The organism is Citrobacter sp. CtB7.12 (genome assembly GCF_001297795.1).
GTDB classification, from domain to species: Bacteria; Pseudomonadota; Gammaproteobacteria; order Enterobacterales; family Enterobacteriaceae; genus Citrobacter_A; species Citrobacter_A amalonaticus.
The window spans coordinates 1-5,324 of sequence record NZ_LIFT01000040.1; the positions used below are offsets into that span (position 1 = coordinate 1).

Below are 5,324 nucleotides of genomic sequence, written 5' to 3' on the forward strand. Positions count from 1 at the left end.
AAGTGGAGCGCGGACAGAAAATTCAGTTTCGGAGAAACTGCTAATTTTCAGGCACCGCGCCCACCTGCGAACGTTCGCCCGAAGCGAACTGAGCAGGCCGGGGGGAGCCGCAAAAATTTCGCCACCCCAGTGAGCGAAAAGCTGTCGCCCACGACAGCGGTTTTTGTGGGGGGCACAGCCCCGCACACCGTCGCAGCTAAGCCGGTATTCCGGCGTGGCGAGACCAGCCCCTTTAAAGCCACGTTTCCGGCATTTTCGCGCGGGCGGGAAAATAACGGGTAAAACGGGCGTCTTAAAGGGGCTGGTCGCGCGTAGCGTGCGACGGTGTGCCGCCGTTGACCCAGGGGGCTTTGACGCAGCGTTCAGCGAAGACATTGCCCCCATGTTTCCTGTTGTCAGGGCGTCCAGCCAGGACAGAAGGAAACACGCCATTGTCCGCCGGACGGGCGTTTCACGGAACTGACGACCACGGGTCGGCGGTACCGGGAAAGCGCGGACAGCGGGAATGAGTGGCCCCGCCACTCACGCTGTTCTGTGTTTTATGGCGGCACAGGATAGCGGCATGAGATGGCGGCAAAGCGAAATCCCCATCCCGTGCCGCCATCATCTGACGCGATGCAGACATAAAAAAAGCCGCTCTTATGTGTTCATGGCGGCTTAGTCGTACTGACCGGGCGTGACTGGATTCTGGTTAATTGCCCGGTATCTCCTGGTGTTGTGCCTGTTCTGTGTGGCGGCACACCTCTTTTATGCACTATATAGTGCCTATATGCAACCACTTTATTCTTGTATGCAGCCATTTACACTATCAGCTTTAATGTTATAGATGGACTGACAGGTTTATGGCTGAACCCTATCTGAAAAATCGTACCCGTTTCACCTCATCACTGGATAATCCACTGGTGCCACGCTTTGATGAGCTGTCGCGGGTTACCCGTATTCCAAAAAGTCGTCTGCTGGATGAAGCGATTGCGGATCTGCTCATCAAACACGGAATGACCGCCCCCGACGACAGCAAGAAAACAGAAACAGACTGATTTTCCGCCACAGTAAAACCACATAATAGTCCCCCTGCCTGCTGCCAGAACAGACTGACAGCAGGTTTATCTCCTTTAAATGAATCAGGCTGGCCGGTGAGTCCGGACCGGCCTTTTTTGTCGATGTAACTCCTGTGCCTTCATGTATTTCATTATTCCGCTACCGGAGTCAATATAATGAATCCACATCTTATGCAGAAGCTGAATACCCTCTCAGAGATCTTTTCATTATTCCTGTTATGGCTGCAAAACAATCCGGTTTTCTTTTCATTGTTTGCCGGACTGACGCTCCCCTTTATCTTTCACCTGCCACGGGAAGAAAGGCAGAATGCCCCCTTCTGGCTGAAAATGACGGCAAGTCTGTCCATATTTGTTTTTATCTTTGGCACAATATCGCCGCTCACGCTTCAGGGACTGAGTTACTTCTTCAGCGTGCTGGATAATAATATCCTGTCTGATATTCCGCTCTGGATACTGACAACCCTGTTTACAGCGGCAGGATTATGCTTTCATATCGCTGCCCGCCGGATACTGGCCGGAGAAATTGACACATTAAAGCACCGATTGATAAAAAGAAGCAAACTGGAAAGAAATACCCGCACGGATGTACGGGAAGTGAAAAATATACTACCCGACAGCGTAGAATATGACCCACTGAAATATATAGAACTTAACAGGGGTGTATTTATCGGTCTGGATAATGACAACCAGCCACAATATATTTCCGTTAAGGAATTTCAGTCCCAGCACGCTGATATTATCGGCACCACGGGTTCTGGTAAAGGTATCGGTGCAACGGTACTGCTTTATCAGGCCATTCTGTTAAATGAAGCTGTTTTTGTCGAAGATCCAAAAAATGACGAATGGGCACCACATGTATTAAAGAAAGCCTGTGAACAGGCAGGTAAATCGTTTTATCTCATCGACCTGAACAACCTGAATTTTCAGCTCGACCTGCTGGCGGACATCTCGCATGAACAGCTTGAAGAGTTGTTTAATGCCGGATTCAGCCTGTCCAAAAAAGGTGAAGGTGCCGACTTTTACCGTATTGCTGACCGCAGGGCCGCCAGAAACACCGCCGCCATGTATGAACCCGGCATGACGCTGCGGGAGCTGTTTGACAGTGATTTTGTTAAATCACTTCAGGAAACCACCCCGGCCTTTTATGGTGAACTGGAAGAAATTGCGCTGATAAACGCCATTAATGCACGCCATGGTCTGTCACTGAAGAAAATCTTCGATGATGGCGGGTGCTGCTACATTATCGGCTCCATGCGCAACCAGAAAATCATCTCCGCCCAGCGCATGATTTTAACCCGTCTCATCCAGATAGCCGAGACCCGCGACCGTATTCGCAGCAGACCCCGCCCGGTGGCGATACTGCTGGATGAACTCAAATATCATCTGTCCCGGCCTGCTCTGGAAGGACTCGGGGCCGCCAGGGACAAACAGGTCCATATCATCATGGCCCATCAGTCCATCAAGGATTTGTATGACTGCCCGGCTGACCTGGACGGGGACGCCGTGGCTGGTTCAGTGATTGAAAACTGTAAATTCATGCTGGTGTACCGCCTGCGCGATCCGGACACCGCTGAATGGGTGGCACGAATGACCGGCTCCATTCTCGTCGATGACGAAATGCGTAAGGTCAGAACGGATATGTCACTGACCGAAACGGTGGAAACGGACCGGATGATACGCCAGGCAGAACGTTACTTCATTGACAGCAACATGCTGCTCAACCTGCCGCCATTTGTGGGATTTGTGTTCACACAAAATGAACTTGCCAGAGCGACAAAAATGTCACATATCCGCGTGCAAAAACAGTACATCTGTCTGATGGACTTTGAGACTCAGCCCCCTGTTCTGCCGAAAAACAACAATCTGCCTTCCAGACCTTCCGCCGATGTTTAAAAACCAGGACAGTGAGGACACATATGCTTATTCATGATCCAGCAGAACGCAAAAAAATCGCTGAAGCCAGAATGCTGGCGTTGCTGAATTTTCTGAAAGACGAAACCTGGTCAGATTTCAGTTCACTGAGAAGAGTAATGGGTTTCAGCAGACATACACATCACCCGGTTTATAAGGTACTGAATCGCGCCATACAGGCTGGATATATCATCAGACACGGAAGCCACGATATCCGGCCCGCTATCGTATTATGGGGGATCACCATGCAGGGGCTTTCCAGAGTCGTCAGGGCTGATGACCCGGTATTTCCTGGTTACTTTGAGCCGGGAAAACTCCGTTACGGGACGCTGGAACATCACCTGTTTAACCAGCGGATACGGCTGGCTCTTGAGGAAAAAGGCGGCAGCAACTGGTGCCACGGTGACCGGGGAACATTTGCTGCACAATTTCCCGGTATCCGGCATCGCCCCGATGGGGTGATCACTCTCCACAACGGTGCAATCATTGCAGTGGAAGCTGAACGAACCCTGAAAACCCGTGCCCGTTATATCAACATCATCGGCAGCCACCTGGCTGCTATCGATACGGGAAGGTGGCATTACGCCATGTATGTCACACCGGATGAAGCGGGTAAAACATCACTGATAAGGCTGTTTGACAGTATCAGAGTGGTGATAAGAAAAAGCGTTCCGGTGTCCTTTAAAGGAGAGAACAGGGACGTATTTTTGTTCCGCACCCTGAACGAACTGGAACACAACACATCAGGGACCCGGTAATTATCACCACCTTCACGTCCTCATGCCCGCCACCGTCCTCCTCTGCGCTCTGCCGGTACACTGCCCGCGAAATTCTGTCCGGCAGCGCCGTGGGGGTATCTGCTCCCTTCATCCCCTCAGTTCCCGGCTATGGTCGCCGGGTGGCTGTTTTCCGGATTGTGCCGTCGCCTCCATGCGCTTCGCGCATATAAAACAGCAGAGCTGGCGCTTCTCCCCCGGCAACAGCGGCGTATCCGTCTTCTGATACGCCGCTGTTGCCGCCAGACGCAAAATAACCCGTCGGTTATTTTCCTTACCTCCCTCACCAGACTGTTTGTACATTTATGAAAGCACGGGGAATATGCATCCCCGTGCCGGTGGTAAAAACGCCACTCTGACAGCAAAACCCCGCAATCCGTTGCAGGGTATCAGACTCATAACGCCATCAGGTAGCGGTGTGCTTTTGATGCGGCACTCGCAGCCCGGAAGATGTAACGTTTATCATTACGTAGTTTTATCAGCCATGACGCAATGTAGTTTTCATGCTGCACGTCGCCATTAATGCCCAAATCCGCCATCAGAAACGCGCTTCCCAGCTCCGCAACTAACTCTTCCGCTGCATACCCTTCAGAGCCAAAGCGGCCTTTCATGTCCCGGTTTAAACGGGACGGGTGACCGCTCCAGTGAACCAGCTCATGCAGACCGGTTGCATAAAAATCTTCAGCACGGCTGAATAAATGACGTTCAGGAAGGTAAATCTCATCCGTGGCGGGTCTGAAAAATGCCTGCTGACCGCGTTCAGTGATTTTTGCGCCACTGCGCTCAAGGAGGGCTTCAGCCCGGGTGAATGGCTTAAAGGTCTCTTCTGCGGGCTGTTCCGGCTGTGCGTCGCTGCCGTCATGGGGTAAGCCGTCAATCTGCTCTGCGTTAAAAACGATGAAGTGTTTCAGCATCGGGATGTAATCCTTTTCGCCGTCTTCCCGCTCTTTCTCCAGCGTTTTGTAAAAGACTGCCATTGTGCCACGCTCCCCCTTGCGGACCTGAGCACCCGTTGATTTCGCCTGGTTGTATGTCATCCAGCGGGAGTCCTTAAAACCCTGCTCTGCCGCACTGAACCACAGCAGCATAATATTAATGCCGCTGTAGGCTTCGTGTGTGGTGTAGTTTGAAGGAATGCCTGAGACCAGGCCGTTACGTTTCCACGGACACTGCCACGGCTTAACACCAGACTCCAGCGCCTTAATGATGCTGTCAGTGACCGTCTGATAAATATCCGTTTTGTCTGATGAAAATTTCGTTTTTGAGGAGCCTGAGCGCTCCGGCGACGATACGCCGGTCGCCGCTGCGGTGTCAGAAGTACTTGTCCGGGTATACAGGTTCATCGTCATGGTATTTTCTCCGTCAGTTGAGTGGGTTTTCGTCTTCGTATCGCCTGACGGTTCGTGACTCCGGAGTCGTTCTGTTCAGCAGGGGCGCGGAACGCGTGCCATTTACCCTTGCGGAACAGGTTGTGACGGAGAACGATGACCGGAAGCTGATATGAAAGAGAAAACACACGGGGAGAAAATAACGACGGGCATACCCGGACTTAGTACTTCGACGATTGCAGGGGTGAAAT

Annotated in this window: 7 protein-coding genes; 4 read left to right on the plus strand and 3 right to left on the minus strand. The window is 51.8% G+C overall.

Translation table 11 applies throughout. The annotated features are described in order from the left end of the window. A partial coding sequence (locus tag AOY24_RS25510) for a hypothetical protein (protein WP_054177455.1) occupies positions 1 to 282 on the plus strand: 282 nt, incomplete at its 5' end. A 169-nt stretch (positions 283 to 451) separates the two neighbouring features. Here AOY24_RS25510 and AOY24_RS25245 read toward each other — a convergent pair. Then, on the minus strand, positions 452 to 625 hold the full coding sequence (locus AOY24_RS25245; RefSeq protein WP_161804603.1) for a hypothetical protein: 174 nt from the start codon (positions 623 to 625) through the stop codon (positions 452 to 454). A 217-nt stretch (positions 626 to 842) separates the two neighbouring features. On the opposite strand from AOY24_RS25245, the gene AOY24_RS23120 reads away from it, so the two are divergent. From AOY24_RS23120 to mobC, 3 genes are all read left to right on the plus strand, one after another. Further along, positions 843 to 1,037 carry a ribbon-helix-helix domain-containing protein gene (locus AOY24_RS23120; protein WP_054177456.1) on the plus strand — a complete coding sequence of 65 codons (195 nt, stop codon included), beginning with the start codon at positions 843 to 845 and terminating at the stop codon, positions 1,035 to 1,037. A gap of 177 nt (positions 1,038 to 1,214) precedes the next feature. Next, a complete protein-coding gene (locus AOY24_RS23125; protein WP_054177457.1) occupies positions 1,215 to 2,951 on the plus strand; it encodes a type IV secretory system conjugative DNA transfer family protein in 1,737 nt (578 codons plus the stop codon). A 23-nt stretch (positions 2,952 to 2,974) separates the two neighbouring features. Then, the gene (gene mobC / locus AOY24_RS23130; RefSeq protein WP_054177458.1) at positions 2,975 to 3,727 is read left to right on the plus strand and encodes a MobC family replication-relaxation protein; all 753 of its coding nucleotides are present in this window, start codon (positions 2,975 to 2,977) and stop codon (positions 3,725 to 3,727) included. 108 nt (positions 3,728 to 3,835) lie between these two features. Here the strand turns inward: mobC and AOY24_RS23135 are convergent, their stop codons facing one another. Both AOY24_RS23135 and AOY24_RS23140 read right to left on the minus strand, forming a co-directional pair. Further along, on the minus strand, positions 3,836 to 4,048 hold the full coding sequence (locus AOY24_RS23135) for a hypothetical protein (RefSeq protein WP_054177108.1): 213 nt from the start codon (positions 4,046 to 4,048) through the stop codon (positions 3,836 to 3,838). 92 nt (positions 4,049 to 4,140) lie between these two features. Further along, positions 4,141 to 5,094, minus strand: coding sequence for an ArdC family protein (locus tag AOY24_RS23140; protein ID WP_054177109.1), 954 nt, complete (start codon positions 5,092 to 5,094; stop codon positions 4,141 to 4,143). Between the last annotated feature and the right edge of the window lie 230 nt (positions 5,095 to 5,324).

Coding starts and splice junctions, on each gene's coding strand:
- AOY24_RS25245 (WP_161804603.1), bottom strand. CDS start 625: ATGTCTGCATCGCGTCAGATGATGGCGGCACGGGATGGGGATTTCGCT.
- AOY24_RS23120 (WP_054177456.1), top strand. CDS start 843: ATGGCTGAACCCTATCTGAAAAATCGTACCCGTTTCACCTCATCACTG.
- AOY24_RS23125 (WP_054177457.1), top strand. CDS start 1,215: ATGAATCCACATCTTATGCAGAAGCTGAATACCCTCTCAGAGATCTTT.
- mobC (WP_054177458.1), top strand. CDS start 2,975: ATGCTTATTCATGATCCAGCAGAACGCAAAAAAATCGCTGAAGCCAGA.
- AOY24_RS23135 (WP_054177108.1), bottom strand. CDS start 4,048: ATGTACAAACAGTCTGGTGAGGGAGGTAAGGAAAATAACCGACGGGTT.
- AOY24_RS23140 (WP_054177109.1), bottom strand. CDS start 5,094: ATGACGATGAACCTGTATACCCGGACAAGTACTTCTGACACCGCAGCG.